Below are 26,836 nucleotides of genomic sequence, written 5' to 3' on the forward strand. Positions count from 1 at the left end.
TCCCTCAGCAAATTCACTGACGAGGTACAGACATTGGCCATCATCCATCCCAAAGTCCGCGGTTTTATCTGCACCACTACGCACCCGACCGGTTGCGAGCTGAACGTACGTGATCAGATCGAAGCCACCCGCAAGCTGGGCGTGCGCGAGGATGGTCCGAAAAAAGTACTGGTGATCGGTGCATCCAGCGGCTACGGCCTGGCAGCGCGCATCACCGCAGCGTTCGGTTTCAAGGCCGACACCCTGGGCGTGTTCTTCGAAAAACCGGGCACTGAAACCAAGGCCGGCACCGCGGGCTGGTACAACGCTGCCGCCTTCGACAAGTTCGCCAAGGCCGAAGGCCTGTACAGCAAGTCGATCAATGGCGATGCCTTCTCTGACGAAGCGCGGGCCAAGGTCATCGAGCTGATCAAGAACGAAATGGGCGGCCAGGTCGACCTGGTGATCTACTCGCTGGCCTCGCCAGTGCGCAAACTGCCTGCCTCGGCCGGTGAGCGCGCAGGCGAGCTGGTTCGCTCGGCGCTCAAGCCAATCGGCCAGCCGTACAAGTCGACCGCCATCGACACCAACAAGGACACCATCATCGAGGCGTCCATCGAGCCGGCTACCGAACAGGAAATTGCCGACACCGTCACCGTCATGGGCGGCCAGGACTGGGAGCTGTGGATCGACGCCCTGAACGCCGCCGGTGTTCTGGCGCCGCAAGCGCGCACCGTGGCCTTCAGCTACATCGGCACCGAGATCACCTGGCCGATCTACTGGCATGGTGCCCTGGGCAAGGCCAAGCAGGACCTGGACGAAACTGCCCTGCGCCTGAGCAAAAAGGTCGGTGGCAGCGCCAACGTGGCGGTGCTCAAGTCGGTGGTTACCCAGGCCAGCTCGGCCATTCCGGTAATGCCGCTGTACCTGTCGATGGTCTTCAAGATCATGCAGGAAAAGGGCGTTCACGAAGGAACCCAGGATCAACTGGATCGCATGTTCCGTGACCGTATGTACCGTGCGGACGGTGCTGCGCCGCAGCTGGACGAGAAAGGCCGCCTGCGCCTGGACGACTGGGAACTGCGTGACGACGTACAGGATGCCTGCAAGGCCCTGTGGCCGCAGGTGACCACCGAGAACCTGTTCGAAATGACCGACTACGCCGGTTACAAGAAGCAGTTCCTCAACCTGTTCGGTTTTGAGCGTCAGGATGTTGACTACGACGCCGATGTGGCTACCGACGTACGGTTCGACTGCGTCGAGCTGTAATTAGGCGTTGCTAACTCTTTGTTGTCGCACCTGTTTTTCCTCGGGTGCGGCAACAGTTTCAAACTCGAAACACAATTTGAAACAAGTATGTCAGTGGCCTTTTGCTACCCCCTCCTCGGCACTGATCTATACCACTCATTCAAATGCCCTTTAAACCGTCAAGGTTTCGACAGGAGGCACCATGAGTGGACTGCAAAAACTAAAAGAGCGGATCAGGCAAAAGGGTCTGCAAAAGGTCCTCAAAACCCTGTGTGAGCGCTACATCTTCTTCCATTGGGAGTTGCTGTGGATGGAGCGCGACTTGATCAGCCCGGTACCGCCGCACAATCTGCGTGAGCATCCTGCGGTGCGCCTGGTGCAAATCACCACGGACAACGCCGATGCCTTCGCCCGCTATTTTGGCGACCGCGTGCAGACCATGCGCGAACTGGCCGCCGAAGGTCACACCGGGCACATGTACCTGGACGAGCAGGGCGACGCCGTGGCGTTTATTTTTGCCAGCATGCGCGACTATCACGACCGTCATTACTACGGCTGTACCTTCCCGGTGAAGCCCGGCGAGTTCTTTGAGTTCGGCGGAGAGATGACCCGTGCCTTCTTTGGCACCCGACTGTCGGTGGATGCCCAGGTCAATTTGTGGGAAGCCATGCGGGAAAAGGGCTGCCACAAGGTGGTGGACGTCTGCGAAACCCACAACATTCCGGCGCTCAAGCTGCATCTGCGCATGGGCTATCACGAGCAGGGGCGGGTGATGCACGTGTATGGCCTGTTCGGACGCTGGCGCCTGTTCCGTGAAACCCGCTACGATGGCTCGCGACTGAGCGGTTTGCGCAAGGTCCCTGCACCGCGGGTAGCGGCTTCGGCATGACAGAGGTCGATGAGCAGTCTCGAAGCATTCCCGGCTTTGCCCGTTGCCAGCAACCGCGGCGAGGCCTTTCGTGAGATCACCGCCGATGGCTATGCCCTCGGCGGTTTCTGTTGGCGCCAGCAGGTGCCGGACGCCACGCGCCCGCTGGTGATCATCAATGCCGCCACGTCAGTGCGCTGCAGCTACTACGCCCGTTTTGCCCAGTACCTGTTCGGCCATGGCCTGGATGTCATCACCTATGACTATCGTGGCATCGGTGAGTCGCGTCCGGCGTCCATGCGCCATTTCCAGGCGTCCTGGAGCGACTGGGGCGTGCTGGATTTCGAAGCCATCCTGCAACGTGCCCAGCGCGAGTTCCGCGGCCAGCCCATCGATGTGGTCGGCCACAGTTTTGGCGGTTGCGCGGCGGGGCTGGCGCCTTCGGCGGGGCAATTGCGCCGGCTGGTCACAGTGGGCGCGCAGTTTGCTTACTGGCGCGACTATGCCGCCGACAGCCGCTGGCAACTGTTCGGCAAATGGCACGTGCTGATGCCGTTGCTGACCCGCGTGTTCGGTTACTTTCCCGGCAAGCGCCTGGGCTGGCTGGAGGACACCCCGGCGGGAGTGGTAGAGGACTGGAGCACACGCACTGGCGCGTATGAACAGCGCCCCAGTGGCCGGGCGCTGGGTGAATTGCCCTTCGCCCGGGTCAGGGCACAAACCCTGGCCATCAGCCTGAGTGACGACCCGTTTGGCACGGTGGCGGCGATCGAGCGCTTATTGGCGTACTTCGAGGCCAGTGAGCGCAGCCATCTGCGCATCGCCCCGGGGGATATCGATGAGGCCCGGATCGGTCATTTCGCCTTTTTCCACAGCCGCTTCCAGGACCGGCTGTGGCCAATTGCCCTGCACTGGTTGCAGCACGGGCAACTGGCCGAAGGCACGCCAGGGCGCTTGATCAGCCCAGGCGCTTGAGCGGCTGGGCGGCGAACTTGACGCCCGCCAGGCCATGCTCGATCAGCGCGCGAATGTTGCTGTGGTCGCTGCCTTGCGGGGTGGCCAGCACCGAGCGGTAGTGCTCGCCGAACGCCAGCAGGGCTTCGTCATCGCTCAGGCCTTCAAGCAGGGCCAGGCCCAGAGTCTTGCACGAACCTTCGTTCTGCCCGGCTGCGTTGTCGACGCCGCCGTTGGTGAAGGCTTGCGGCTGGTAGCTGTAGTTGGCGGCGATGAAGGCCAGGGTGTCGGCGAAGACATGCTCACCGGATTTCAGGCTGGCGCGCAGGGTACTCAGGTCAGTCATTGGGTTTTCCTTTGGCGAACGCCGCTTGTTGTTCGGCGCTGGCTTCTTGCTGGTAAAGGGATTTCCATTCGGCGTAAGGCATGCCGTAGACCACCTCGCGGGCCTCATCCATGCTCAGCTCGATCTGCTTTTCGTCGGCGGCGGCCTTGTACCATTTGGACAGGCAGTTGCGGCAGAAGCCGGCGAGGTTCATCAGGTCGATGTTCTGCACGTCCTTGCGGCTGTCCAGGTGGGCAACCAGGCGGCGGAAGGCGGCGGCTTCAAGTTCGAGTTTCTGTTGATCGTTCATGGACGTTCTCGTGACAGCGGTAGTTCAGTCTACCGCGATGCGGTTTTTCAGGTGGCGGCCACCGTTGATGACCAGGTTGCTGCCGGTGCTGTACTGGCTGTCGAGCAGAAAACGCACGGCATCGATCAGCGGCTGGGCGCCGGGCTCGAATTCCAGCAGGGCCTTTTTCAGGGTCTGCTGGCGGTAGGCCTCGTCGCTGTTTTCCTTGAGGATCAGCAAGCCCGGGAGGATCGCGTTGACGCGAATGCTCGGCGCGTACTTGGCCGCGAACGACAGCACCATGTTCTGCAGCGCGGCCTTGGTGGCGGCATAGCCGATATGGCTGCCGCTGCCGCGCGAGGAGGTCTCGTCGCAGATATGGATGATGTCGGCTTTGTCGACTTTGGCCAGTTGCGCGCCGAGGGCCAGGTTCAGGTGGTAGGGCGCCTCGACGTGCAGCTTGAACATGGTGTTGAGGTTGGCCAGGTCATCGTCGAGCCACAACGAGGCGTTGTGCACGATCGCCCGCAAGCCGTCGTAATTGCTTTGCAGGTGCCCGATCAGGGCCAGGCGGTCGGCTTCCTGGCACAGGTCGGCCTGGAACTGGATGATGTTCGGGTGCGCGGCCTCGGGGCTTTTGCTGCGGCTGGCGCTGACCACGGTATGGCCGGCCTGCGCCAGGTTCAGGGCCAGCGCCAGCCCGACTCGCTGGCTGGCTCCGGTGACAAGAATTGGGCTGTTCATGGTGGGGGCGGTCAACTTTTACTGGTTCGCTTGGATAACCCCCAGCATACCCGAACTAAGCGGGATTGCGCGCGCCCTGCGGCCCCGGGCGGGCGGGGCTGGCGTTCAGCCAGTTGGCCAGCAGGCGGGTCGACAATGGAATAAAGAAATACACCATCAACGGCGTCAGCCCCAGGGTACTGAGAAGGATGCGCGGCACCAGCTCCAGCGCGCCCAGCCAGTGGCCGAAGATCAGGTTGAACAGCAGTGACACCGGAAAGAACGCCAGCCAGATCGCCACCGCCTGCTTCCAGCGCGGCGGGCGCTGCACCGGGTTATTGCCGAACCAGCCTTCCAGGCCGCTGACCCGCTGTTCCGACGGCTCGGCGAACAGGCCATTGCCACGGGCCAGCCAGGCCTTGCGCGAGGCCGAATGCTCCCAGGCATGCATGGTCTGCTCGTTGGCAAAGCGGAAGATAATCTGGAATTCGTCGCCTTGCGGCGGCGGCGCGAGCACGCCCGAGCCCAGGTAGCCGGGAAAGTCGGTGGCCAGCTGTTCGCCTTCGTGCAGCCAGGCCATCAGGTCCTGGTAGCGACCATCGGCGACGCGGCGGGTAACCATCAGGGTTACGGGTGGGGTAGACATGGTATATCTCCTGGCAACTGGGCGTGGCGGGTAGGCCTGCCCCTTGAACGCCGCCCGGGGTGCTGGACGGTATTCGCTTCTGTGCAAGAATCGATGCAAGAATCGGGCGCGGATTATTCCTTAAATAAGCTGACTCGTCAGTGCTGGCACTAACCCCCCTGTTAGAAATGCCAATGGTGGTGCTGGTGATTGGCGGAGTAGAATGGCAATTGGCCCATAAACCCGCGGTTTCCCGGCAATGATCGAACCAGACCAGCCTTCATTGAATTCCCGTGAGTTTGACCACGAAGAACTGTTCCCGATCCGCGAAGTATCCCGCCTGACCGGTATCAATCCGGTCACCCTGCGTGCCTGGGAGCGCCGTTATGGGCTGATTCAGCCCACGCGCACCGAGAGTGGGCACCGTTTGTACTCGCAAGCGGACATCGACGAGGTACGTAGCATCCTCGGCTGGATCGAGCGCGGGGTTGCCGTCAGCAAGGTCGGGCGCATTTTGGCCAAAAGCCAGAATCTGAAGAGCGAAAGCCAGCCACCGCGAAGCGACGAATCCCAGGCCGATTTCAACCAATGGCAAACCCAGCTGCGCCAGGCCGTGAGGGCATTCGACGAGCGCCGCCTGGAGCGGGTGTACGGCCAGGTGTTCAGCAGTTATCCACAGCTGGTGGTGTTCCAGGACATCGTTATGCCGGTCTGGCAGGAGCTGCGCAGTACCCACGAAGCTTTCGGCCAGGCCAGTGAATGGTTGTTTCTCGACAGCTTCCTGCGCGGGCGGGTGTTGCAACGTTTGCAGCTGGCGCGTGAGCAGCAGGAGGTGCGCGTGCTGCTGGCGGCGATCCCCGGCCAGTGCCGCGAACTTGAGTTGCTGGTGGCGGCGCTGTTGCTCGGCACCAGCGAAATCGCCATCAGCGTGCTCGGCCTCGGTCAGCCGCTGGAAGAGCTTGGCCTGGTCTGCGAGCGCATGACCCCGCATGCCCTGGTGCTGTTTTCCAATCATCCGCCGGCCAGTGATTTACCCAAGCGCCTGGCGCGCCTGGCGCTGGCACTGGAGTGTCCGTTGTTGCTGGCGGGAGAGGCGGCGGACCTGGCTCAGGACAGCCTGATCGGCTCGCAAGTCGCGTGTCTGGGCAGCGAAGGACGCTTGATGCGCCGGCGGCTGCAGCAGTACCTGGCCGGTCACCTGGATTCTTGAGGGTGCAGCTCCGGATGGGCGCGGCGGTGTGCCTGGAGAATGTATTCGCGTAGCCGCTCGATTTCAGCCGGCAAGCTCTGGCCCAGGTTATAGGCGGCCAGGCGTTCGCCGGTGCGCCGCTGCAGGGTGCCGTGCAAGGCAATCGGGGCATCGCCGTCGGGGCTGAACCAGAGGTCGAAGTGTTTTGGTGGTTCGGGTAGCTCGCGGACTTCCAGCAACACACCCTTGAACGAGATTTCCCGCACCCACAAGCCGGTACTCAGGCCCAGCTCGTCTTCCAGGGCCACCGGTTGCTCCAGGGTCAGGCGCCAGGGGCGAACCACGGCGCCTTCTTCATAGATGTTCGGTGCACCCAGTTGCAGGTGCAGGGCATGGAACTCGTCTTCAACCAACTGCAGCGGAAAGGTCATCTGCTGGTTGTTGAACTGGGCCTGCAGGGTTACCTGCTCGTCGGCGATCAGTCGGGTCAGCAGGTTTTTGATTGCGCTGCCGCCATTGACCATCAGGCGCGACGCCGGTTCAGCCGGGATGGGCTGGGCCGCGTGCTGCATGGAGCGGATGAAGTCCAGCTCATCCTGGGTCAGAAGGGCATCTGCTTGCATGGTCGAACTCGAAGTTACAATCGTGAATGCGTTTCTTCACCGTCATGGACAACCAAACGGCGTGTTTGTTAAGACCGTTGGTCGGCTTCCAGCGCCGCGATGCGCGCGCGGGCGTCGGCCAGTTGGCGCTCAAGCTCGACTACCCGCTGTTCGGCTTCGACCTGGCGGCTGACATCCTTCTGGATGCCGATGAAATACTTGCGCTTGTCAGCCTCATTGAGCACCGGGGTAATCGACAGTTCATTCCAGAACGCGCTGCCGTCCTTGCGGTAGTTGCGCAGGATTTCCCGGCTTGGCAGGCCATCCTTGATCGCCTGGCGGATCAATGCCCGGGCGCCCTGGTCGCGATCGTCGTTCTGCAGGAAGCGGCAGTCGCGATAGAGGATGTCGTTGGCGCCATAGCCGGTCAGGCGCTCGAAGGCCGGGTTGACGTAGATCAGGATGGTGTCGTCGTCGCCTTCCTGTTCGGCCACCACGATCCCGTCGTTAGAGGCGTCAATCATGCGCTGCAGCAGTGTGGCATTGATCATCTTGTTAGGTCCGCAAGGGCTGTAGATCGGGCATGCTGGCTGATTCTAGTGGATTGGCCGTCGCTGTACAGCGGCAGATTAAGGCCTTTTGCCAGTGCCTGATGCTAGTATCCTACGTTTTTACTCAGTTTCGGAAACCTCTATGAACGTCGTGATCCTTTCCGGTTCGGTCTATGGCACCGCCGAAGAAGTCGCTCGGCATGCCGAGAAGTTGCTCAAACAAGCGGGTTTCGAGGCTTGGCATGCCCACCGGGCTACCCTGCAGGACATCCAGGGCTTTGCCCCGCAGGCATTTCTGGCCGTGACCTCGACCACCGGCATGGGCGAGCTGCCGGACAACCTCATGCCGCTGTTCAGTACCATTCGCGATGCGCTGCCGGCCGAGTGGCGCGGCCTCAAGGGCGCGGTGATCGGCCTGGGCGATTCCAGCTATGGCGATACCTTCTGCGGTGGCGGCGAGCAACTGCGCGAGCTGTTCGCCGAGATGGGCCTGGTAGAGGTTCAGCCGATGCTGCGCCTGGATGCCAGCGAAACCGTTACCCCGGAAACCGACGCCGAGCCGTGGCTTGCCGAGCTGGCCAACAAGCTGCGCGGCTGATCATTGCGGCTGTGGCTGCTCGCGCAGCAGCTGCAGCCAGGCCTGGGCGGCGCGCGACAGGTAGGCGCCCTGGCGCCAGATGAAGGCGATGTCCCAGCGCAGGTCGGTCGGCGCGCTCAGGGCCAGGCGCACTACCCCCGGTCGTTCCAGGCCGCGGGCCACCACACTGGGCAACAGCACCACCCCCTGGCCTGCCGCCACCAGCGCGGCGAGAAAGTCGGCCTGGCCGCTACGGCCACCCTCCCTGGGGGTGAAGCCCAACTGCTGGCAAGCGCCGAGCAATCGGTCATTGAGCACGAAGCTGCGCTGATAAAGCAGGAACGGCGTGTCGGCCAGTTGCGCCAGGCTGACCTGGCCGGCAGCGGCTAAAGGGTGCTCGGTGGGCAGCAGGGCATCGAGGGGCTCATTGCAAAACGGCTGGTAGGCAAAGGCCGGGTCGCTGGGGGTCAGGCTACCGCCCAGTTCCAGTTCACCGCTCAGTACGGCCTGCTCGACACTGCGACTGCCGCCTTCGAACAGTTGAATGCTGATGTTCGGGTAGCGTCGCCGGTACTCGGCGAACAACCGTGCGAACAGCGCATCACTGCCCAGCAGCGGCAAGCCCAGGCGCAGTTCGCCGCGGGCCAGCTGGCTCAGGTCATCGAGCTCGCTCAATAGCTCCTGGCGCAGGCGCAGCATGGCCTCGCCGCGTTCAAGCACGATCTTGCCGGCAGCGGTCAGGTGCAACTGCGAGCCCTGGCGCTCCAGCAGCGGCACGCCCAGGTCCTGCTCCAGTTGCGCAACCTGCTTGCTCACCGCCGACTGGCTGATGTGCAGGGTTTGCCCGGCCTGGGTAAAGCCGCCACGGTGCACCACTTCAAGAAAACTGCGTAGCTGTTTGAATTCCATAGCCTGAATTCCAATCTGGAATAGCTGGCAGTCTAACAATTCGCTTTTGGCGTGGGGAGCAGGCTTTTAAAATACAGGCCTGAGAGGACCCCCGCGATGAAACCCCCTGCGTTAAACCGATTTGTCCGCCTGCTCGCCGAGCTTGCGGTGTTGCTTGCTCTTTATAAGGTCGGTGGCCTGCTGGCCGCCTGGTTGGCCTGGCCGATTCCCGGCGGGGTCATGGGCCTTGCGCTGTTGCTGCTGCTGTTTGCTTTGGGTGTGCTCAAGCCGGCCATGTTGCAGCTCGGTGCCGGGTTGTTGATGGCCGAGATGCTGCTGTTCTTTATTCCGGCGCTGATGAGCCTGCTTGATTACGGCAGCCTGCTGCGCGATGAGGGCTGGCGGATTTTGCTGGTGATCGGCGTGAGTACCCTGTTGGTGATGGTGGTGACGGCGGTGACGGTGGAGTGGATCTGCCGCTGGAGGTTGCGCCATGACGCTTGAGCCGATGCCGCTGTTCTGGCTGGCCCTGACCCTGCTGGCCTATCTTGGCAGCCGCTGGTTGTACCGGCGCACCGGGCGTTACCTGCTGTCACCGTTGATCCTGGTGCCGGCCGTGCTGCTGGCGATCGCCGTGCCGCTGCACACCGCCTATGCCGAGTACGCGCGCAACACTCACTGGCTGATGTCGGTGCTGGGCCCGGTCACGGTGGCCTTTGCCGTACCGATCTGGGAACAGCGCGCCTTGCTCGCCCGCCACTGGCCGGCCCTGACCCTCGGCATGCTGGTCGGCAGTGCGGCCTCGATTGGCAGTTCCTGGGGCCTGGCGCAGCTGTTGGCACTGGACAGCTCGGTGAGCCTGTCGCTGGTGCCGCGCTCGATCACCACGCCCTTTGCCATGCCGCTGGCCAAAGACCTGGGCGGCGTGCCGGAGCTGACCGCGGTGTTCGTGATGTTCACCGGAGTGCTCGGGGCGATGTTTGGTGGCGTGCTGCTCAAGTACCTGCCGCTGCGCACGCCGTTGGCCCGTGGCGCGCTGTTCGGCGTCGGCGCCCATGGAGCGGGCGTCAGCCGCGCACATGAAGTGGGCGGTGAAGAGGGTTCGGTGGCCGGCCTGGTGATGGTTCTCACCGGCCTGCTCAATCTGTTTGCCGCGCCGTTGCTGACCTTGCTGCTGTGATTCACCTCGCTATTTTGCGCCCTGACTCCCAAGGTCAATAAGCTGGCTGCCAACGCAACTCTCGGCCAGGGCCTGCCTGACTAGACTGACGATCAATAGAGCACACGTATGTGCCGAGGTGATTGCAATGATCGCAGCCGATGCCTTGCCCAACACGACTACCTGTCACTTACCGGGACCACTGTGATGCCTTTGGCCGAGATTCCATTGTGCGTCTGGCGGACCCGGGGCCTGAATTTCGCGTTCCGTGGCCAGACCATTCGTTACTGGAGCGCAGGGCAGGGCGAACCGCTACTGCTCATTCATGGCTTTCCCACCGCCAGTTGGGACTGGCACTACCTGTGGGCGCCGTTGGCCCAGCGTTTCCGGGTGATTGCCTGTGACATGCTCGGCTTTGGCGATTCGGCCAAACCGCTGCATCATGACTACAGCCTGCTGGAACAGGCCGACCTGCAACAGGCGCTGCTGGCGCACCTGCAGGTCGAGCAGCCGGTGCATGTGCTCGGCCATGACTATGGCGGCAGCGTCGCCCAGGAGTTGCTCGCCCGCCACCATGAGGGCCGGGTGCAGATCGCCAGTTGCGTGTTCCTCAATGGCGGTCTGTTCCCCGAGCGTCATCGGCCGCTGATGATCCAGAAACTGCTGCTCAGCCGCCTGGGCTGGCTGGTCGGGCGCTCGTTCGGCCGCGATGACCTGGTGCGCCACGTTACCCAGATCTACGGCCCCTGCACCCATCCCAGCGAGAGTGCGCTGGACGATTACTGGAGCCTGATTGCTTCCAACCGTGGCACGCGCATCCTGCACAAGCTCATTGCCTACCTGCCCGAGCGGGTCGCCCACCGCGAGCGCTGGGTTGGCGCGATGCAGGCCGAAGGGGTGCCGCTGCGGCTGATCAACGGCGCGGTCGATCCGGTGTCCGGAGCGCATATGCTCGAGCGTTACCAGGAGCTGGTGCCCAATGCCGATACGGTGATGCTCCAGGGCATCGGTCATTACCCCCATACCGAAGCACCGGTACAGGTGCTGCGCCATTACCTGGCGTTTCGTGAACAACCCTTGGTGAGTGTGCCGCAGAAAGTCGCCTGGTCCTGAGCGGCCCGGCGTGCGCAATCATCGCCTGGCCTTATCGCCTGCCATTCAGCGCCTGCCCGCTTGATTGTGTGCCAGCCGCGGCTGGTCGACACTCGGGCATCCCTCCCTTGTTCTGCTGGAGAACTGAGCATGACGATTCGCTTGGACGATAAAGTGGTGATTGTCACCGGCGCTGGCGGTGGCCTGGGTCGCGCCCATGCCCTGCTGTTTGCCCGCCATGGCGCGCGAGTGGTGGTCAACGACCTGGGCGGCTCGACCCACGGTGAAGGCGCCAGCGCCTCGGCTGCCGACCGGGTGGTGGCGCAGATTTGTGAAGCGGGCGGCATGGCCGTGGCCAACCATGACTCGGTCACCGATGGCCAGCGCATTGTCGAACAGGCCCTGGACAGCTTCGGCCGCGTCGATATCGTCATCAACAATGCCGGCATCCTGCGCGACAAGACCTTCCACAAAATGGACGACAGCGACTGGGAGCAGGTCTACCAGGTACACCTCGAAGGGGCCTACAAAGTCACCCGCGCCGCCTGGCCGTACTTGCGCGAGCAGAACTGGGGGCGGGTGATCTTCACCGCCTCGACCTCGGGCATCTATGGCAACTTCGGCCAGGCCAACTATGGCGCGGCCAAGCTCGGCCTGTATGGCCTGACCCGCACCCTGGCCATCGAAGGGCGCAAGCACGGCGTCCTGGTCAACGCCATCGCCCCCACGGGTGGCACGCGCATGACCGAAGGGCTGATTCCGCCACAGGTGTTCGAACAACTCAAGCCGGAGCTGGTCAGCCCGCTGGTGGTGTACCTGGGCAGTGACGCCTGCCAGGACAGCGGCGGCTTGTATGAAGTTGGCGGCGGCTGGGTCGGCAAGGTGCGCTGGGAGCGTAGCCTGGGTGTTGGCTTCGACCCGCGCGAGGGCTTTTCGCCTGAAGACATCGCTGCCAACTGGCAGCAGATCGGCAGCTTTGACAACGCTGTACATCCCAAGGACAGCCTCGAAGCCCTGCAACAGATGATGGCAAACCTGCAGAAGTATCCACAGGGCTGAACCTGGCCCAAGGTTGTGGTCGCCGGCTGAAGTTGCCTATGCTGGACGGCCACCTTGGTTGCAGGAGCACAGAGGATGTACGAATCCAGAACGGACGCTGTCATCTCTACCCGACAGTTTGGCTATCGCCTGATGTGGCACGGGATCGCAGCTTGCCTGTTGCTGATCGGCTCGATCCTGTTTGGCGTGGTTGGCCATCTGTACTTCGAGCCGCAAGTGCCCTGGCACGATGCCGTGTTCAACGCCACCTTGCTGCTGGGCGGGGTAGGGCCGGTGATCCTCCCCGAGTCTATTGGCGGCAAGCTGTTTTTCGCAGGTTACGGCCTGTATGTCGGCCTGGTGTTCGTCGCCAGCATCGGCCTGATCCTGGCGCCCATCGCTCACCGATTGTTGCACCGATTCCACTTTGATGACGCCGACGACGACTGAGTTGCAGGCATAAAAAAGGCCGCTGCAGTGCAGCGGCCAAGTAAGACGCAGATCAAGGAGCTTCAAAATCAACGTCGGTGAACCTGGAGAAGACGCCATCAGGCGGGGTGTGCACGCCGGTTGATGGAATGTGCTGACGCTTTCATTTGGCGTCTGCACCGTCTTGGTGTAACCAGAATAGGCGCCTGTCAGAATCGGAAAAATAGGTATTTCTGACATTCACTGTTACAACTCAGGTAACAGTCAGCCCCCAAGACAGTAACCCGCTGTTTCACGAAAGTCAGTAAGCGAGTGTAAGCAACTGTGCACACTGTCCTTTTATTCTTATATGGAAATGGGCTGTTGCTTTAGTTAGCTGTAGGGCAATTCATTGGGTTTGAAAAAACGGGAGCCTGGGCACTTTCCAGAGATAGCAACCGGGACGGGTTTCGCTGAAATTTCCCTGAAGGTGGGCAAGTCAATTAGTCGCGTTATGACTATCAACCACCAACGGACATCAGCATATGGAATCGACCCGTTCGCTTGACACACCCGCGTTGAGCTACGACGACAGTACTCTGGAGACACTGCTGCTGGAAATGACCAGTAGCACTTTTGAAATCCAGCGCCAGCTTGAGTCGGTGGCAACGCTGCAGGATGCGGCGCTGATCAGTTTCTGGGAGAGGGCACGCAAGCCGAGTACTAAGCCGCTGAGCCTGTTTGTGCACCTGTCGAAATTGTTTTTTTTCGATCTGCGCTACTTTGCTTTGCGCCATCCCTGGCAGCAGCCGGAAATGGCAGCGCTGGAGGAGCAGATTTTCGATCCCGATGAGCACGTTCGCATTCTGACCCTCGATATCCAGGGAGAGACGGCGATGTTGCCGTTGGCGTTTGTCATCAGCGAGTCGTTCGACCCGTCATCATCCAGCAAGCTCTGGTTTTACAGCCTGCAGGAGGGGTTGCAAGAGCAGGGGGATGCGCGGCGATTCATCGACAGAATGATGCTGCGCCTGTGCGCACCGGCTGCCAAGGATCCCTTGGTGCAGCCGTTGCCGCACGGAATAAAACAGCTACTTGCGCAAGGCCACACGCCGCTATTGAGCCTGGTATCGCTGAGCGATAGTCCGTTTCGACAACAGGTAGACGATGTCCGCCAAGCCCTGCGCGGGGTTCCTGCCCACGATCTGCTGCAACCACGCCTTGCAATCAGGCTCAGGCAGCACCGCCACGCTCAATTGCCTGAATGGTTACGTGTTCTTGAGGGTGAGCAACGTACCGCCTTCGAGTTGCGCGAACGAGCTGTTGCTTTGTGCCAGCAACGGGTCGATGAACACCTGCAAGGTAGGGCCAGCGTTGAGGACTATGCCGCTGCGCAGATCGCCGCTTACCTGTTGCAGGCCTTGGGTGTCGAGACAGATGCCGGGCAACTGCGCGTTCGAGTCAGGCATGCACTGGACGTCGAGGGTGAAACGATACAGGGTGAGCGCGAGATGTCGCTGGTGCAGTGGGTGTTGTCCGGTGGTTACCCCGGCAGCGAGTTTCAAGCGCAAATCATCGATGCAAAGCTGGCCGCGCAGCTGACGCCGGATTTCCTTCAGCGCATGATCGATGAACTTGGCGTTCGATTGAGTTACCGGCAAGCGCTGCAATCTTCCTACCTCGACGGCTCTGGCCCTCAACTGATGAGCGACGTGGTCAATGCACGGTTGGCCTTGAGCGCCCTGGCCGCGTGCTACCAAGGGTTCGACCGGGAGGCTTGCGACACTCTGGAAGCTGCTCGCAACCATACCGGCGCCCTGGCTGCGCTTGGGATCGACGCGGGTGCGGTGATCCTTGAGCCCTTGCAGTTGGCGTTCAAGGATATGCTCTACCTGAGTTTTGGCTCGCAGGACGATCATCGTTTCCTGCTCTATGCCCCTGGCGCGCCGGAGGCGGATCTGCGGGTGTTCAGCAATGTGGGGCAGCTCAGCCTGGAAATTGCCCGGTGGGCCCTGACCGACCAGGGGCAAACCTATCTGCTTGGCCAAGTGCCGGTCAACGCCAGGATGAGCTTCAGTCGGTTTCTCAAGCAGACGCAAAAATTGCCGGGCACCTGGTCCCGACAAACAGTGGCACTGGAGCGCTGGCCCGATGCGAGCTGGCCGAGGGTGTTGTCGCAAGTTGCTTTCAGGAAGGTCTCGGCGTTACTTGACCAACAGCAATTGGCCACGCCTCAGTGGTTCATCGATGCATCCCGAGTTCAACGCCAGCAACTGAGCCATGTTGATGCTCAACTGGGTGCGATCCAGGACGCCTACCAACAGCTCAACACCATCGAGCCCTTTGCCAAATACGCCCATCGCCAGGTGCAGGACTGGATCAAGAAGCTTCTACCTGCGTCTGATATAGACCCTGATACCGTACTGGTGGAGCTTGAGGACGGTGACATAAAGACGCTCACCCGCACGGTCATTGAAGGTTACGACAGCAGTTTCAACTTCGCCGACTTTGCCAGAATCACCTCCACCATCGGCCAGGACCTGTCGCGACTCGATCGTCCCTCTGTCGATGGCTACATTCGATCTGCCAGGCTGGGTGAGCGCTACATCCAGATGATTCGCCGGCGCCTGCTCGACCCCGTTGAGCCACAGTACAAGCGCCGTCGCCTGCTTCACCGCGAGCTGCTGCGTTTGCAGGTCCGCCGCGCCTGGCTGAGTGAAAGCATGGCGGGGCGCCTGACGTCCGAGCAGAGCGGGTGGCTGGGCATTGCTGTCGACAAGCTGGTTGATCTGGAGCCTGCGGTCGTTGGCGGTGAGCGGACCTCTGGCAAGAACGGTCTGTTCCAGCTGGCCCTGAGGGGCCGAAGGGTCGAGGGTGTGTACCTGTTCAGGAACGTATCGCAAAGTGTTGTCGAAGATCTTGTCTACACCCCCGATGCGCCGGATGACCTGATCTTCCGTACGCCACAAGCGTTGGCGCTTCAATGGGAAGCGCTGCAGGACTATTTCTACCTGCGCGTGAGCATCGATGATCAGCCGGCCATCGGCAGCCTGATCGACAGTGTTGAACGAGCAGCTGATGGTCAGGCAATGGTCCTCGAGGCGATCAGCGACTATAAGCGCGTGACCGATCTTGCCCATGAATTCGACGTGATGGTCGAGCGGATCATTGCCGATGTGGACGCCGACACCTCCAGTGTGGCCGAACGAATCTGGGGCATCCTCTTCGAGGTCGCCATCGGCGTTGCGGCGATTCTTTCGATTCCCTTTCCACCGGCCACCCTGGCGCTGAACGTGGTGCTGACCCTGCGCTCGTTCGTGCAAGGTGCGCTGGCCTACGAGGATGGCGATCGGGCTTCAGCCTTGAAGTGGTTTGTTGTCACGGCTGTGGGGGTCGTGTCGATTTCCGGCGTGGCAGGGCGCTTCGCCAGAGCGTTATCGAAGCTGTCCAAGGGTCCCGGCTCGCCGACCACCGAGCTGCTGAAAAAGCTGGTCGCCGACTTTGGCAAGGCGGGTTCGGAAACAGTCTCCAGCGTCGGTGAGGCGTTGGACGATGAACTCACCTTGTTCCTCAAACACCTGGAGCGAACGGTTCCTGCCTGACGAGATGGGCTCAGGCCTCATACCCCATGCGCCAACTGATGGTCCTGGCGGTGGCCAGCAGTTGTTGCGCAGCGGGGCCCTGTTCATCCGCGTGGAAAATCGAGGTCGGGCCGACCACGGTCAGCACTGCGGCAATCTTGCCCACGGCGTTGAACACAGGAGCGGAAAGCGCATCGACTCCGGGCATCAGCAGGCCATGCACATGATGCAGGCCGCGTTGGCGGATGGTCGCAAACAATGCCTGGTATTCGTCGGCACTGTGACCTGATGCGGCAAGCTCTTGCTCGTGCAGCTCGATGGTTTCACGTTCTGGCAGGTAAGCGCCGAACACCAGGCCAGTGGAGGACGTCAGCAAGGGCAGCACCGAACCGATCTGGGTGACCACGGTAACCGCGCGCACCGCCGGCTCGATGTTGACCACGGTGGCGCCCTGGTTGCCCCACACGGCGATGAAGCAGCTTTCGTTGAGCTCGTCGCGCAGTTGCGACAGCGGCAGCGCCGCCTCTTTCAATACATCCATCCCGCCAAGCGCGGCCAGGCCCACGCGCAGGGCTTCGCGACCGAGGCCGTAATGGTTGGTGGCCGGGTTTTGCTCGGCAAAGCCGCTGGCGATCAAGGCCTGCAGGTAGCGGTGGACCTTGCTCGCCGGCATGTCGACGTGCTCGGCCAGGCGCGACAGCGAGGTGGACGGCGATAATTGGGCCAGAGCCTTGAGGATGTCGGTGCCGACCTCGGCCGAGCGGACCTTCTGTTTGCCGGAGCTGTCGGCGGGGGAGCTGGCTTTGGCCATGGGGGAGTCGATCCGGGGAGTTTGATGGGCGTCTTTATAGCTTGACGGTCTTCACCAATCAAATTACGTTATGCGTAATGTAATTACGATAAAAATAACGCAGAATCGCTGCCATTCCTTCAAGGCCCGCAGCCAACTGCCATTGACCGGCCTGCACTGGGCCCGGAGGCTCGATGAACCTCGATAACACCCCCGTCCTTGGCTACCAGAGCGGTTTCGGCAACGAATTCGCCAGCGAAGCCTTGCCTGGCGCGCTGCCGGTCGGGCAGAACTCGCCGCAAAAAGCCCCGTATGGCCTGTATGCCGAACTGTTTTCCGGCACTGCCTTCACCATGGCCCGCAACGAACAGCGCCGCACCTGGCTGTACCGCATTCGCCCTTCGGCCCTGCACCCGCGCTTCGAGCGCCTGCAGCGTCAACTGGCCGGAGGCCCGCTGGGCCCGGTGACGCCCAACCGCCTGCGCTGGAGCCCGCAACCGATGCCGAGCGAGGCAACCGACTTCATCGACGGCTGGGTGGCCATGGCGGCCAACTCGGCAGGCGAGAAACCGGCCGGCATCAGCATCTATACCTACTGCGCCAATCGCTCCATGGAGCGGGTGTTCTTCAACGCTGATGGCGAACTGCTGCTGGTGCCTGAGCAAGGTCGCCTGCGCATCGTCACCGAGCTGGGCGTGCTGGAAGTCGAGCCGCTGGAGATCGCCGTGTTGCCCCGTGGCCTGAAGTTTCGCGTCGAACTGCTCGACGCCCAGGCCCGTGGTTATCTGGCCGAGAACCACGGTGCGCCGCTGCGCATCCCGGACCTGGGGCCGATTGGCAGCAATGGCCTGGCCAACCCGCGCGATTTCCTCGCGCCGGTGGCCCATTACGAAGAAACCGACGCCCCGGTGCAGCTGGTGCAGAAGTTCCTCGGCGAACTGTGGGGCTGCCAGCTCAATCATTCGCCCCTGGACGTAGTCGCCTGGCACGGCAACAACGTGCCGTACAAATATGACCTGCGCCGCTTCAACACCATCGGCACGGTCAGCTTCGACCACCCGGACCCTTCGATCTTCACCGTGCTGACCTCGCCGACCAGCGTACCGGGCATGGCCAACCTCGACTTCGTGATCTTCCCGCCGCGCTGGATGGTGGCCGAGAACACCTTCCGTCCACCGTGGTTCCATCGCAACCTGATGAACGAGTTCATGGGCCTGATCAAGGGCGAGTACGACGCCAAGGCCGAAGGCTTCCTGCCCGGCGGCGCCTCGCTGCACAGCTGCATGAGCGCCCACGGCCCGGATGCCGAGACCTGCAGCAAGGCTATCGCCGTAGAGCTGGCACCGAACAAGATCGACAACACCATGGCCTTCATGTTCGAGACCAGCCAGGTGCTGCGCCCGAGCCGTCATGCGCTCGAATGCCCGCAATTGCAGGCCGACTACGATAGTTGCTGGGCCTCGTTGCCGAGCACCTTTACCCCGAATCGGAGATAACCCATGAATCAGTCCGCCCTTGCCCGCAGTTGGGTAGAACACGCCAACGGCCACGGCGACTTCCCGCTGCAGAACCTGCCGCTGGGCATCTTCAGCCGCAAGGACCAGGCGCCGCGCTGTGGCGTGGCCATCGGTGATGCCATCCTCGACCTCGAAGCAGTGCTGGCCGCCGGCCTGTTCGACGGCCAGGCCCGCGCCGCAGTCGAGGCCACCCGTGGTGGTGCGCTGAACGCTTTCTTCGCCCTTGGCCGGGGCGCCCGGGTAGCCCTGCGCGAGCGCCTGCTGCAACTGCTCGGCGAGCACAGCGAGCACCAGGCCGCGCTCAAGCCGCTGCTGCATGCGGCCAGCGAATGCCAGCTGCACCTGCCGGCGCGCATCGGCGACTACACCGACTTCTATGTCGGCATCGAGCACGCCAAGAACGTCGGCAAGCTGTTCCGCCCCGACAACCCGCTGCTGCCCAACTATAAATATGTGCCGATCGGTTACCACGGCCGCGCCTCGACCATTCGCCCCTCGGGCACCGACGTGCGCCGGCCAAAAGGCCAGACCCTGCCCGCTGGCCAGAGCGAACCAAGCTTCGGCCCGTGCGCGCGGCTGGACTACGAGCTGGAACTGGGTATCTGGATCGGCCAGGGCAACGACATGGGCGATTCGATTCCGGTGGCCGAAGCCGCCGAGCACATCGCCGGTTTCTGCCTGCTCAACGACTGGTCGGCGCGTGACATCCAGGCCTGGGAATACCAGCCGCTGGGGCCGTTCCTGTCCAAGAGCTTCATTTCCACCGTTTCGCCGTGGGTAGTCACTGCCGAAGCCCTGGAGCCGTTCCGCTGCGCCCAGCCGGCGCGCCCGGAAGGTGATCCGCAGCCGCTGTCGTACCTGCTGGACAAACGCGACCAGGCCAATGGCGCTTTTGATATCGAGCTGGAAGTGCTGCTGCTGACCGAGCGCATGCGCGAGCAGAACCTGCCAGCCCATCGCCTGACCCTGAGCAACACCCTGAGCATGTACTGGACTGTGGCGCAGATGGTTGCCCACCACAGCGTCAACGGTTGCCAGTTGCAGCCGGGCGACCTGTTCGGCTCCGGCACCCTGTCTGGCGCCCAGCCTGGCCAGTTCGGCAGCCTGCTGGAAATCACCCAGGGCGGCAAGGAACCGGTCGAACTGGCCTCGGGCGAGGTGCGCAAGTTCCTTGAGGACGGCGACGAAATCATCCTGCGTGCCCGTTGCAAACGCGACGGCGTGGCCTCGATCGGCTTCGGCGAGTGCCGCGGCAAGATCCTGCCGGCGCACTGAGAGGGCAGGGCCATGGAACTCTTTGGTTACTACCGCTCGACCTCATCCTACCGGGTGCGCATTGCCCTGGCGCTCAAGCAGCTGGAGGTCCAGCAGGTGCCGGTCAACCTGCTCAAGGGCGAACAGCGCGAAGCACAGTTCCTGGCCCTCAACCCGCAAGGGCGAGTGCCGGCGCTGAAAATCGACTCCGGTGAGTTGCTGGTGCAGTCGCCGGCGATCATCGAGTACCTGGAAGAAGTTTATCCACAACCCGCGCTGTTGCCCCAGGACCCGCTGCGCCGGGCCCAGGTGCGTGGCGTGGCGGCGCTGATCGGCTGCGACATCCACCCCCTGCACAACGTCAGCGTGCTCAATCAGCTGCGCGGCCTGGGTCATGACGACGCCCAGGTCAACCAGTGGATCGGCCACTGGATCAGCCAGGGCCTTGCCGCGGTCGAGCAGTTGATCGGTGATCAAGGCTTCTGCTTTGGCGACGAGCCGGGGCTGGCCGATGTCTACCTTGTTCCGCAGTTGTACGCCGCCGAGCGCTTCAACATCGACCTCAGTGGCTTCCCGCGCATTCGCCGGGTCGCGGCCCTGGCCGAGGCGCATTCGGCGTTTGCCCAGGCTCATCCGTCGAGGCAGCCCGACGCACCATAAATCATGCTGCTCAGCCCGGAGCAGAATGTCAGTGCACCGATTGCGACGCCGGCGGCAGATGGCTCAGGCGTTCCGTCAGGCGCAAGCGCTGGATTGGATCGTCGCTGAGCAGCAAGGCGTGCTCCAGGTCGAAGCGTTCGGCCTGGGGGCACTCCAGGTGCTGATACAGGGTGGCGCGGGCCATGTAGTCGGCGGCAGTGCCAGGGCCTAGCTGCAACACCCGTTCAGCGTCCTTCAGGGCTTCGAGATGATCGTCGTGGCTGGCGTGCAGCTGGCGCAGGTTGCGTGACAGGCGCTGGAGCATCTGCAGCGGGCTGGCGGTCAGCAGGTGGTCGGCGCTCAAGGCCAGTTGCGGGCCGAACTGACGGCCAAGCAGCTCGCGGCAATCGGCCGGGTACAGGCGTCGGCCGCCACAGGGGTCGAGCAGGTGGTCGGCACCGGGCACGCGCAAGAGAAAGTGCCCGGGGAAGTTCACCCCCTCAAGAGGGATCGACAGGCCGCGAGCCAGTTCCAGGCTCAGCAGGGCCAAGGCCAGGGGCTGGCCGCGGCGGCGTTGCATGACTTTGTCGAGTAGCGCCGCCTGGGGCCGCAGCGGGTGGTATTCGTCCTGCTGGAAGCCCAGGGCGTTGAGGCGGCGTAACAACGGCTGGGCCAGTTCGCTGAGCGGCAGCATCGGCAGCCCGGCGCTGACTTCCTGCTGCAAGGCCTGAACCTCGGCCATGACGCGCGCAGGCACCACGCTGTCATCGTGCTCGGCAGCGATCCACAGCGCCGCCTCCAGCAAGGCGACCGGGTCACGTTCAAGGCAAGCCAGGCAGGCACTACGTGGGTTCATCACAACCTCCGCTCAAGCTTCTGTTGTAGCGCTGGCGCGGCCTTTCGTCCAGTGGTCCGAGTGTTGTCATCGGGCGCCAAAGCGCGACCTATACTGGGATCAGCACCTCATCGAGGAGCCTGCCGATGTTCGCTCTCATGCAAAGCACTCGCACGCAGTCGCTGCACCTGTGCATCGATCCGCCGACCGGCCTCAAAGCAGTGGTCGCCATTCATAGCGAACACCTGGGCCCGGCCATGGGAGGCTGTCGCTACCTGGCTTACCCGGACGACGACAGCGCCATGGTCGACGCCATTCGCCTGGCCCAGGGCATGAGCTACAAGGCCGCCCTGGCCGGGTTGCCGTTGGGTGGCGGCAAGGCGGTGATCATTCGCAACCCCCATGTGGAAAACCGCGCGGCCTTGTTCGAGGCGTTCGGGCGCTTCGTCGAAACCCTGCAGGGGCGCTTCATCACGGCCGTGGACAGCGGCACCTCGACCCTGGACATGGACTGCATCGCCCAGACCACCCAACACGTCACCAGCACCACCGCTGCCGGTGATCCGTCACCGCATGCGGCCATGGGCGTGTTCGCCGGCATTCGCGCCACCTCGATGGCGCGCCTGGGCAGTGACAACCTCGAAGGCTTGCGCATCGCCGTGCAGGGCTTGGGCAATGTCGGCTACGCCCTGGCCGAGCAGCTGCATGCCGCGGGCGCCGAGCTATTGGTCAGTGACCATGACCCAGGGCGGGTGCAGCTGGCGATCGAGCAGTTCAATGCCCGGCCGGTGGCCAATGAAATGTTGATCAGCACGCCCTGCGACATTTTTGCCCCGTGCGGGGTAGGGCCGATACTGACCGGTCAGAGCGTGATGCAGTTGCGCTGTGCGGCGGTGGCGGGGGCGGCGAACAATCAGCTGACCACCCTGCAGGTGGCCGACCAGCTGGAAAGCCGCGGCATTTTGTATGCGCCCGATTACGTGATCAACGCCGGCGGGTTGATCTATGTGGCGCTCAAGCACCGTGGCGAGGACCTGGGCACCATTACCGCGCACCTGGCGCGCATTCCCTCGCGCCTGACCGAAGTGTTCGCCCACGCCCAGGCGGAAAAACGCTCGCCGGCGCGAGTGGCGCAGATGCTCGCCGAGCAGATGATCTACAACTGAACGGCGCCTACTCGGCGGCGCCCTCGGCGAGCAGCTCGGACAGGGCGTCGGGCTGGCTCTTGAAGGCCTTGGCGAACACGTCACGGTTTTTCGCCATATAGATACCGGCATCCTCGACCTGCTGTTCGCTCAGCGACGGCACGGCTTTTTTCAGGACCTCGGCCAGCAGCTCGGCCAGCTCCAGCATCTTGTCGTGACGGTCTGCTTCGGCTTTATCCATGAACAAGCGCTCCAGGTCGCGGCTGCTGCGGTATACCACTTCGACGGCCATTCATCACCTCACATGCCTTTGGTAATCGATGTATTCGATACTGTTTATTTGTACAGTGTTAATGATAGGGTAATCCACAGGACTAAGATAGTGGCAAATCAGTATTCTGCTGTTGCCCATTCTTCACCAGGGCCTGGGACGGCACTTTTGCCGCTCTCTATGGTCTGCTTCAGCGTGTAGAATTGCGCATCGGCAGTCGAGCCATCCAGTCTACGAAGGAACAGCAATGAACGAGCAAACATCGCGCCTGAATCGGGAACGGCGCTTTCTGGTACTGCTGGGGGTGATCTGCCTGGCGCTGATCGGCGGTGCGCTGTACATGCAGATCGTGCTCGGCGAGGCGCCATGCCCGCTGTGCATCCTGCAGCGCTATGCGTTGCTGCTGATCGCCGTGTTTGCCTTCATTGGCGCAGCCATGCCCGGCAAGCGCAGCCTGACCCTGCTCGAAGGCCTGGTGGTGCTCAGCGCCATCGGTGGCATCGCCGCTGCCGGCAACCACGTGTACATCCTCGCCAATCCGGCGGTCAGTTGCGGCATCGACACCTTGCAACCGATCGTCGACGGCCTGCCGCTGGCTTCGGTGCTGCCGCTGGTGTTCCAGGTCGATGGCTTCTGCTCCACGCCGTACCCGCCGGTCATGGGCCTGTCCCTGGCGCAATGGGCACTGGTAGCCTTTATACTGACCGCCGTTCTGGTACCCCTGGGTATCTACCGCAACCGCCGTCAGGCTTAGACAAAAGTCATGTATTGACGCAAGCCTGTTGTGCAATCAGATTTGCAAAGTTTGTCGCACCAAACTTGATCCTGATCAAGTTCTAACCCTTGTAGAACGGGCGTTCCAGGGGTATTGAAAGGGGTGCGACAAACTGTCGCGAAACTGATTTTTCGGGCGCGATTGTTACACAATTGGTAAAGGACTGTTGCTCAATAAGTCATAGTCAACGATAGGTTACCTATCTACAATCGCCCCCAATTTCCGTTCGGCACCGCTTGCGAGTCGCAGGATTAAAGGAGCTCCAGGGCTCTTTTCGCTGACTCTGACGAGCATCGCCTGCGGCGATGCCGGGCTGACCCCCCTCCGTGATTTCCCGCACCAAATGGAATTGGTCTGAACACAGGCCTGTTGCCTACTGAAGTCAAAATAATAAACACCGCAATACCCGGTTTATGCCGAGCCGCCGCAGCTGGCCTCAAGGTATGACCGTATTCGATCCCATAAATGCTGACGCTTGGCAGGACGAAGTGTTGGCGACCAAAACACAAATTGCATTGAAGCAAGCTGCTCTAGAGGTCGTGAGATGAGTAAAAAGCGTTACCCCAGACTGTTTGGCATTCTGCCCTTTTTAGGCATGCTTTTACTCAGTGGGTGCAACTGGACCCTGCTCGACCCGAAGGGCCAGGTCGGCATTGAGCAAAAGAACCTTATCCTGATCGCTACCGGCTTGATGTTGCTGGTGGTGATTCCTGTCATTTTCATGACCCTGGCGTTTGCCTGGAAGTACCGCGCTTCCAACAAGGCAGCCACCTACACCCCGGACTGGTCGCACTCGACCAAGATCGAAGTGGCGGTCTGGACCATCCCGGTGCTGATCATCATTGCCCTGGGTTACGTGACCTACAAGACCACCCATGAGCTGGACCCGTATCGTCCGCTGGTTTCCGACGTGAAGCCGGTGCAGATCGACGTGGTCGCCCTGGACTGGAAATGGCTGTTCATCTACCCGGAACAAGGCATTGCCACGGTCAACAAGATCGTCTTCCCGGCCAACACCCCGGTCAACTTCCGCGTGACCTCGGACTCGGTGATGAACTCCTTCTTCATCCCGGGCCTGGGCGGGCAGATCTACGCAATGGCTGGCATGACCACCAAACTGCACCTGATCGCCAACGAGAACGGTGAGTTCGACGGTATCTCCGCCAACTACAGCGGTGCTGGTTTCACCGGTATGAAGTTCAAGGCAACCGCCACCTCCCAGGCTGATTTCGAAGCATGGGTGAACGAAGTCAAGCAATCGCCTAAAAAGCTGGATGCCGCTGAATACGCAGCATTGGCCAAAACAAGCGAAAACAATCCAGTCGCGCTGTACAGCGTGGCCTCGCCTGAGCAGTTCCAGTCCATCGTCGACAAGTACGAAGGCATGAACCGCGGCCGGCCGGTCCACGAACAAGAGCAGAGCAAAGAAGCGGCCGGTACCGAAGGGATGGACGTGAGTATGCATTCAGCTGCTGGGGCAGAGGAGTAAGAGATGTTCGGTAAACTAAGTCTGGATGCGATTCCGTATCACGAGCCGATAGTCATGGTGACGCTTGCCATGATCGCGCTCGGCGGTCTCGCGCTCGTTGGTGCTATCACCTATTTCAAGAAGTGGACCTACCTGTGGTCCGAGTGGCTGACTTCGGTCGACCACAAGAAGATCGGGGTGATGTACATCATCGTCGCGATGATCATGCTGCTGCGCGGCTTTGCCGACGCCATCATGATGCGCACGCAGCTGGCCATGGCCACCGGCGGATCCGAGGGCTACCTGCCGCCCGAACACTATGACCAGATCTTCACCGCTCACGGTGTGATCATGATCATCTTCATGGCAATGCCATTCTTCACCGGCCTGATGAACCTGGCCCTGCCTCTGCAGATCGGTGCGCGTGACGTTGCCTTCCCGTTCCTCAACTCCCTGAGCTTCTGGCTGCTGGTGTCCGGCGTCGTGCTGGTCAACGTCTCGCTGGGTGTTGGTGAGTTCGCCAAGACCGGCTGGGTCGCATATCCACCGTTGGCGGGTATCCAGTACAGTCCTGGCGTGGGTGTCGACTACTACATCTGGGCGCTACAGCTATCGGGCCTGGGTACGACGCTAACGGGTGTCAACTTCCTCGCCACCGTGCTGAAAATGCGCGCGCCTGGCATGAAGCTGATGGACATGCCGATCTTCACCTGGACCTGCACCTGGGCCAACGTGCTGATCGTCGCTTCGTTCCCGATCCTGACCGCTGCACTGGCTCTGCTGACCGTTGACCGTTATCTGGACTTCCACATTTTCACCAACGAGCTTGGTGGGAACCCGATGATGTACGTCAACCTGTTCTGGGCCTGGGGTCACCCTGAGGTTTACATCCTGATCCTGCCGGCCTTCGGTGTGTTCTCGGAAGTCACCTCGACCTTCGCCGGCAAACGCCTGTTCGGCCACAAGTCGATGATCTACGCTTCGGGCGCGATCGCGGTACTGGGCTTTGCGGTATGGCTGCACCACTTCTTCACCATGGGTTCGGGCGCCAGCGTCAACACCTTCTTCGGTCTGGCGACCATGCTGATCTCGATTCCAACCGGGGTGAAGCTGTTCAACTGGCTGTTCACGATCTACCAGGGCCGTCTGCGCTTCACCGCGCCGATCATGTGGACCCTGGGCTTCATGGTGACCTTCTCGATCGGTGGTATGACCGGCGTACTGCTGGCTGTTCCAGGTGCTGACTTCGTTCTGCACAACAGCCTGTTCGTAATCGCTCACTTCCACAACGTGATCATCGGTGGTGCGGTATTCGGCTACATCGCCGGCTTCGCCTTCTGGTTCCCGAAAGCCTTCGGTTTCACCCTGAACGAGAAGTGGGGCAAAGCTGCCTTCTGGTTCTGGATCTCCGGTTTCTACGTGGCCTTCATGCCGCTGTACGCACTGGGCTTCATGGGTATGACCCGTCGTCTGAACCACTCCGACAACCCACTGTGGGAACCCTACCTGTACGTAGCCGTTGTCGGCGCCGTGCTGATCCTGTTCGGTATCGCTTGCCAGCTGATCCAGCTGTACGTGTCGATCCGCGACCGCAAGGACAACATGGACGTGACCGGCGACCCATGGGGCGGCCGTACCCTGGAATGGTCGACTTCGTCGCCACCACCGTTCTACAACTTCGCCACCATGCCTGAGAAAGTCGGCCTGGATGCCTGGCACGAAGCCAAGGAAGCCGGTGTTGCCTACAAGGTTCCAGCCAAGTACGAAGCGATCCACATGCCGAACAACACCTCTACCGGTGTGTTCATGGGTGCCTTGCTGACCGTGTTCGGTTTCGCCTTCATCTGGCACATCTGGTGGCTGGTCGGCGCAAGCCTGATCGGTACCATCGCGGTCTTCGTCGCCCACGCTGCTCGTGACGACCAGGGTTACATGGTTCCAGCCGAGGAAGTGGCGCGCATCGAAGGTGAGCGCATGAAGTCCCTGGGCCTGGCTACCGGTACCCCGGTTGGCGCACGTGTCGAATCGTTTGAACGGGTTTAATCA

Annotated in this window: 28 protein-coding genes; 18 read left to right on the plus strand and 10 right to left on the minus strand. The window is 61.9% G+C overall.

The window, feature by feature from the left end; translation table 11 throughout:
- The first annotated feature begins 33 nt into the window (after window positions 1-33).
- From fabV to LOY37_RS04135, 3 genes are all read left to right on the plus strand, one after another.
- Window positions 34-1,248: an enoyl-ACP reductase FabV gene (gene fabV / locus LOY37_RS04125; RefSeq protein WP_123564434.1), complete on the plus strand. Its 1,215-nt coding sequence runs from the start codon at window positions 34-36 to the stop codon at window positions 1,246-1,248.
- A 181-nt stretch (window positions 1,249-1,429) separates the two neighbouring features.
- Entirely contained in the window at window positions 1,430-2,116 is a 687-nt protein-coding gene (locus tag LOY37_RS04130) for a GNAT family N-acetyltransferase (RefSeq protein WP_045196087.1), read from the plus strand.
- Window positions 2,117-2,125: 9 nt separating this feature from the next.
- Complete coding sequence (locus LOY37_RS04135; RefSeq protein ID WP_258716353.1) at window positions 2,126-3,070, plus strand: alpha/beta fold hydrolase; 945 nt, start codon at window positions 2,126-2,128, stop codon at window positions 3,068-3,070.
- Here the strand turns inward: LOY37_RS04135 and LOY37_RS04140 are convergent.
- The 4 genes from LOY37_RS04140 to LOY37_RS04155 are packed head-to-tail and all read right to left on the minus strand — an operon-like array spanning window position 3,054 to window position 5,032.
- Complete coding sequence (locus tag LOY37_RS04140; RefSeq protein WP_258716354.1) at window positions 3,054-3,395, minus strand: HopJ type III effector protein; 342 nt, start codon at window positions 3,393-3,395, stop codon at window positions 3,054-3,056. The genes LOY37_RS04135 and LOY37_RS04140 overlap by 17 nt on opposite strands.
- Window positions 3,388-3,684, minus strand: a complete 297-nt coding sequence (locus LOY37_RS04145) for a DUF1244 domain-containing protein (protein WP_045196092.1) — start codon at window positions 3,682-3,684, stop codon at window positions 3,388-3,390. The genes LOY37_RS04140 and LOY37_RS04145 overlap by 8 nt, the downstream gene beginning before the upstream one ends.
- Window positions 3,685-3,708: 24 nt before the next feature.
- Window positions 3,709-4,407, minus strand: a complete 699-nt coding sequence (gene folM, locus LOY37_RS04150; protein WP_258716355.1) for a dihydromonapterin reductase — start codon at window positions 4,405-4,407, stop codon at window positions 3,709-3,711.
- Window positions 4,408-4,462: 55 nt separating this feature from the next.
- Complete coding sequence (locus LOY37_RS04155; protein ID WP_045196096.1) at window positions 4,463-5,032, minus strand: antibiotic biosynthesis monooxygenase; 570 nt, start codon at window positions 5,030-5,032, stop codon at window positions 4,463-4,465.
- Window positions 5,033-5,270: 238 nt separating this feature from the next.
- Here LOY37_RS04155 and LOY37_RS04160 point away from each other — a divergent pair, with 238 nt between their 5' ends.
- Window positions 5,271-6,221, plus strand: a complete 951-nt coding sequence (locus LOY37_RS04160) for a MerR family transcriptional regulator (RefSeq protein WP_258716356.1) — start codon at window positions 5,271-5,273, stop codon at window positions 6,219-6,221.
- Here LOY37_RS04160 and LOY37_RS04165 read toward each other — a convergent pair.
- Together LOY37_RS04165 and LOY37_RS04170 are read right to left on the minus strand one after the other, a co-directional pair.
- Window positions 6,206-6,823, minus strand: a complete 618-nt coding sequence (locus LOY37_RS04165) for a hypothetical protein (protein ID WP_093387998.1) — start codon at window positions 6,821-6,823, stop codon at window positions 6,206-6,208. The two genes, LOY37_RS04160 and LOY37_RS04165, sit on opposite strands and share 16 nt — an antisense overlap.
- Before the next feature lie 68 nt (window positions 6,824-6,891).
- Window positions 6,892-7,353, minus strand: coding sequence for a PAS domain S-box protein (locus LOY37_RS04170; protein ID WP_258716357.1), 462 nt, complete (start codon window positions 7,351-7,353; stop codon window positions 6,892-6,894).
- A gap of 142 nt (window positions 7,354-7,495) precedes the next feature.
- Here LOY37_RS04170 and LOY37_RS04175 point away from each other — a divergent pair, with 142 nt between their 5' ends.
- On the plus strand, window positions 7,496-7,951 hold the full coding sequence (locus tag LOY37_RS04175) for a flavodoxin (protein ID WP_258716358.1): 456 nt from the start codon (window positions 7,496-7,498) through the stop codon (window positions 7,949-7,951).
- On the opposite strand, the gene LOY37_RS04180 is transcribed toward LOY37_RS04175, so the two are convergent.
- Window positions 7,952-8,839: a LysR family transcriptional regulator gene (locus tag LOY37_RS04180; protein WP_123564426.1), complete on the minus strand. Its 888-nt coding sequence runs from the start codon at window positions 8,837-8,839 to the stop codon at window positions 7,952-7,954.
- Window positions 8,840-8,935: 96 nt separating this feature from the next.
- Between LOY37_RS04180 and LOY37_RS04185 the strand changes: the two genes are divergently transcribed.
- The 6 genes from LOY37_RS04185 (at window position 8,936) to LOY37_RS04210 (ending at window position 16,117) form a co-directional block, all read left to right on the plus strand.
- Window positions 8,936-9,322, plus strand: coding sequence for a CidA/LrgA family protein (locus LOY37_RS04185; RefSeq protein ID WP_093388007.1), 387 nt, complete (start codon window positions 8,936-8,938; stop codon window positions 9,320-9,322).
- Window positions 9,312-9,998, plus strand: a complete 687-nt coding sequence (locus LOY37_RS04190; RefSeq protein ID WP_258716359.1) for an LrgB family protein — start codon at window positions 9,312-9,314, stop codon at window positions 9,996-9,998. The genes LOY37_RS04185 and LOY37_RS04190 overlap by 11 nt, the downstream gene beginning before the upstream one ends.
- Window positions 9,999-10,184: 186 nt before the next feature.
- Window positions 10,185-11,090, plus strand: a complete 906-nt coding sequence (locus LOY37_RS04195) for an alpha/beta fold hydrolase (RefSeq protein WP_258716360.1) — start codon at window positions 10,185-10,187, stop codon at window positions 11,088-11,090.
- A 129-nt stretch (window positions 11,091-11,219) separates the two neighbouring features.
- The gene (locus LOY37_RS04200; RefSeq protein WP_408980687.1) at window positions 11,220-12,128 is read left to right on the plus strand and encodes an SDR family oxidoreductase; all 909 of its coding nucleotides are present in this window, start codon (window positions 11,220-11,222) and stop codon (window positions 12,126-12,128) included.
- A gap of 75 nt (window positions 12,129-12,203) precedes the next feature.
- Complete coding sequence (locus LOY37_RS04205; protein WP_045196112.1) at window positions 12,204-12,557, plus strand: hypothetical protein; 354 nt, start codon at window positions 12,204-12,206, stop codon at window positions 12,555-12,557.
- A gap of 503 nt (window positions 12,558-13,060) precedes the next feature.
- Entirely contained in the window at window positions 13,061-16,117 is a 3,057-nt protein-coding gene (locus LOY37_RS04210; RefSeq protein ID WP_258716361.1) for a hypothetical protein, read from the plus strand.
- Between the two features lie 10 nt (window positions 16,118-16,127).
- On the opposite strand, the gene LOY37_RS04215 is transcribed toward LOY37_RS04210, so the two are convergent.
- Entirely contained in the window at window positions 16,128-16,907 is a 780-nt protein-coding gene (locus LOY37_RS04215; RefSeq protein ID WP_258716362.1) for an IclR family transcriptional regulator, read from the minus strand.
- A gap of 173 nt (window positions 16,908-17,080) precedes the next feature.
- Between LOY37_RS04215 and hmgA the strand changes: the two genes are divergently transcribed.
- The 3 genes from hmgA to maiA are packed head-to-tail and all read left to right on the plus strand — an operon-like array spanning window position 17,081 to window position 20,317.
- The gene (gene hmgA / locus LOY37_RS04220; RefSeq protein ID WP_258716363.1) at window positions 17,081-18,382 is read left to right on the plus strand and encodes a homogentisate 1,2-dioxygenase; all 1,302 of its coding nucleotides are present in this window, start codon (window positions 17,081-17,083) and stop codon (window positions 18,380-18,382) included.
- A 3-nt stretch (window positions 18,383-18,385) separates the two neighbouring features.
- Entirely contained in the window at window positions 18,386-19,678 is a 1,293-nt protein-coding gene (gene fahA, locus LOY37_RS04225; protein WP_093388021.1) for a fumarylacetoacetase, read from the plus strand.
- A 12-nt stretch (window positions 19,679-19,690) separates the two neighbouring features.
- Window positions 19,691-20,317: a maleylacetoacetate isomerase gene (maiA, locus tag LOY37_RS04230; protein WP_093388023.1), complete on the plus strand. Its 627-nt coding sequence runs from the start codon at window positions 19,691-19,693 to the stop codon at window positions 20,315-20,317.
- Between the two features lie 28 nt (window positions 20,318-20,345).
- Here the strand turns inward: maiA and LOY37_RS04235 are convergent, their stop codons facing one another.
- Window positions 20,346-21,152 (minus strand): SirB1 family protein, encoded by an 807-nt coding sequence (locus LOY37_RS04235; protein WP_213602399.1) that lies wholly within the window; start codon window positions 21,150-21,152, stop codon window positions 20,346-20,348.
- Window positions 21,153-21,277: 125 nt separating this feature from the next.
- On the opposite strand from LOY37_RS04235, the gene LOY37_RS04240 reads away from it, so the two are divergent.
- Window positions 21,278-22,297 (plus strand): Glu/Leu/Phe/Val dehydrogenase dimerization domain-containing protein, encoded by a 1,020-nt coding sequence (locus tag LOY37_RS04240; protein ID WP_045196126.1) that lies wholly within the window; start codon window positions 21,278-21,280, stop codon window positions 22,295-22,297.
- Window positions 22,298-22,304: 7 nt separating this feature from the next.
- On the opposite strand, the gene LOY37_RS04245 is transcribed toward LOY37_RS04240, so the two are convergent.
- Complete coding sequence (locus LOY37_RS04245) at window positions 22,305-22,568, minus strand: YebG family protein (RefSeq protein WP_045196128.1); 264 nt, start codon at window positions 22,566-22,568, stop codon at window positions 22,305-22,307.
- Window positions 22,569-22,794: 226 nt separating this feature from the next.
- Here LOY37_RS04245 and LOY37_RS04250 point away from each other — a divergent pair, with 226 nt between their 5' ends.
- From LOY37_RS04250 to cyoB, 3 genes are all read left to right on the plus strand, one after another.
- Window positions 22,795-23,301 (plus strand): disulfide bond formation protein B, encoded by a 507-nt coding sequence (locus LOY37_RS04250; RefSeq protein ID WP_045196130.1) that lies wholly within the window; start codon window positions 22,795-22,797, stop codon window positions 23,299-23,301.
- A gap of 565 nt (window positions 23,302-23,866) precedes the next feature.
- Entirely contained in the window at window positions 23,867-24,811 is a 945-nt protein-coding gene (cyoA, locus tag LOY37_RS04255; RefSeq protein WP_045196132.1) for a ubiquinol oxidase subunit II, read from the plus strand.
- Between the two features lie 3 nt (window positions 24,812-24,814).
- The gene (gene cyoB / locus LOY37_RS04260; RefSeq protein ID WP_045196135.1) at window positions 24,815-26,833 is read left to right on the plus strand and encodes a cytochrome o ubiquinol oxidase subunit I; all 2,019 of its coding nucleotides are present in this window, start codon (window positions 24,815-24,817) and stop codon (window positions 26,831-26,833) included.
- Window positions 26,834-26,836: the final 3 nt, after the last annotated feature.

The sequence above is a fragment of the Pseudomonas sp. B21-012 genome, from assembly GCF_024749305.1.
GTDB lineage: Bacteria > Pseudomonadota > Gammaproteobacteria > Pseudomonadales > Pseudomonadaceae > Aquipseudomonas.